Origin of the sequence: Pseudomonas agronomica (genome assembly GCF_025917275.1) — a bacterium.
Taxonomy (GTDB): Bacteria; Pseudomonadota; Gammaproteobacteria; order Pseudomonadales; family Pseudomonadaceae; genus Aquipseudomonas; species Aquipseudomonas agronomica.
Genome location: NZ_JAOSHO010000765.1, coordinates 1 through 1,711, shown reverse-complemented (window position 1 = coordinate 1,711; position 1,711 = coordinate 1). Strand labels below are relative to the sequence as shown.

The window sequence follows — 1,711 nt, the reverse complement described above, 5'->3', positions numbered from 1 at the left end:
TGTGGGAGCGAGCTTGCTCGCGATGACGTCGGTACAGCCGGGTAACGCGTTCCTGCTAGTTGCGCTTCCAGCACTCCGCGTACCGCGCGCACACCCCGTAACGCTCATCCATCAGCGCCATCCTCTCCAGGTGATGACCCACCGCTTCGACCGTTACCACATTCCCGATCCGGAAATATTCCACCATCATCGCGACGTCCAGGTCGACCTCGGCTTTCTCCGGCTTGGCATTGGCGGTTTTAGGCAACGCCCACTGTTCCAGCTGCTCGTCCTTCAATTGCCGCAGACGCGCCTGGTATTCCTCCTTGAAGCGTTCCATCGAGTGCGCCTTGTTTTGCGCCATGTCATCGCCAAACGTCTTCAGGTTTTCCCGGTAGAGCGTCCAGTAGTCAGCCGGCAGGTCGAAGCCGAGCTTGGCCTTGCGTTCGCTGATCAGCGTGTCCAGCTTCTCTGGCGAATAGCTCTCGATTTTTTCCTTGGCCGGATCCGTCTTCACCGTAACGACCAGGCTTTTATCGATGACTCGATTCATCAGCTCCAGGCGATGGGGGGTGTCCGGGTAGATCTTGGGAAACAGCGCATTGCGACCGGCGCAGGCGGGATAGTTGTTTTTCAGGATCGGGATCGGCGTGCGCACGTCCTTGCCGTCGACCCGTTGCAAGCGTTGCAGCTGAGTCAGGCAGAAGTTCTTCTCGGACTTGAACGTCACTTCGTATTCGGCATTGGCCTCGGGCGTAAAGTTGAAGCCCTTGCCACACACGGCATAACCGCTGTTCATGTTGGTACGCAGATGAATCTGCTCACCGGGCTTGAGCTTGACCTCCAGATAACCCCTGGCATCCTTGGGCGCCGGAACGCTCATCCCCACCCGCCGGGCGGTATCGCTCAGCAGCATATTGTTGAGAATGCCCGTGGTTTGCCCGTCGCAATGGGCCGCGTCGAAATAGTCCAGCGTGGCGTTGCTGGTATTGGCGACGAACCGCAACTTGGCGGCGTCTGGTTCGATGGCGTCGGGGTAACTGCCATGGACGCTGCAACCGCCGAGCAATACAAACAACGCGGACAATGCTAACAACGGGGCAGGGGAGCGAGGCAGGGCGAGCATGGGTCATCCTTGAGGGGATCGATGAAATGGGGTGAATGCTACTGAAGTGCCACTATTGCGTCCATCGCCTGCAAAGGACTGGTAGTACAAAATGCTGCGAGGCTGATGATCAATTGTGGGGGCCGCTTTGAACAGGTTTCGCGTGCGCTATCAAGGTATCTGATACCGTGCGAAAAACTTGATCCAAACGGTGCCTCACGCCCGACAGGCGGTGCTGGCGTTGCGCAAGCTGTTCTAAACGGATGATTTCTTTTTCCCAGGATGGATGATTTACCCAATGCTCAAGTTCAACGCTCATCTCGGTTTTCAGTTCAATGAAGTGCCATTTCTGCAACGCATCGAAGCCGCAGCCACGGCGGGTTTTCGTGCGGTTGAATTCCCTTCGCCGTATGAATTCGACGCCAGTCTTTTGGCTGATCATCTGGCTCAATACAACCTGCCATTGATCCAATTCGCCGCACCGGCTGGTGTGACCAAAGGCAAGGATGGGTCGGGTGTGAATACCGTCCTACCGGCTCTACCGTGGCAGGCCTTGATTGGATCAAGCAGTTCAGCGCCTGACACAAAGCTGGCGATACGCGCGCTTGTGGGAGCGAGCTTGCTCGC

The 1,711-nt window shown here is 57.1% G+C and carries 1 protein-coding gene and 1 pseudogene; one reads left to right on the top strand and one right to left on the bottom strand.

The window, feature by feature from the left end; genetic code table 11:
- Positions 1 to 55: 55 nt before the first annotated feature.
- Complete coding sequence (locus tag OC610_RS26955; protein ID WP_264432349.1) at positions 56 to 1,105, bottom strand: hypothetical protein; 1,050 nt, start codon at positions 1,103 to 1,105, stop codon at positions 56 to 58.
- Positions 1,106 to 1,382: 277 nt separating this feature from the next.
- On the opposite strand from OC610_RS26955, the pseudogene OC610_RS26950 reads away from it, so the two are divergent.
- Positions 1,383 to 1,711: pseudogene (locus OC610_RS26950) on the top strand (hypothetical protein); the annotation flags it as partial.

Bases quoted from the DNA above. Each gene is read 5' to 3' on its own strand.
- OC610_RS26955 (WP_264432349.1), bottom strand. From the start codon at position 1,105: ATGCTCGCCCTGCCTCGCTCCCCTGCCCCGTTGTTAGCATTGTCCGCG.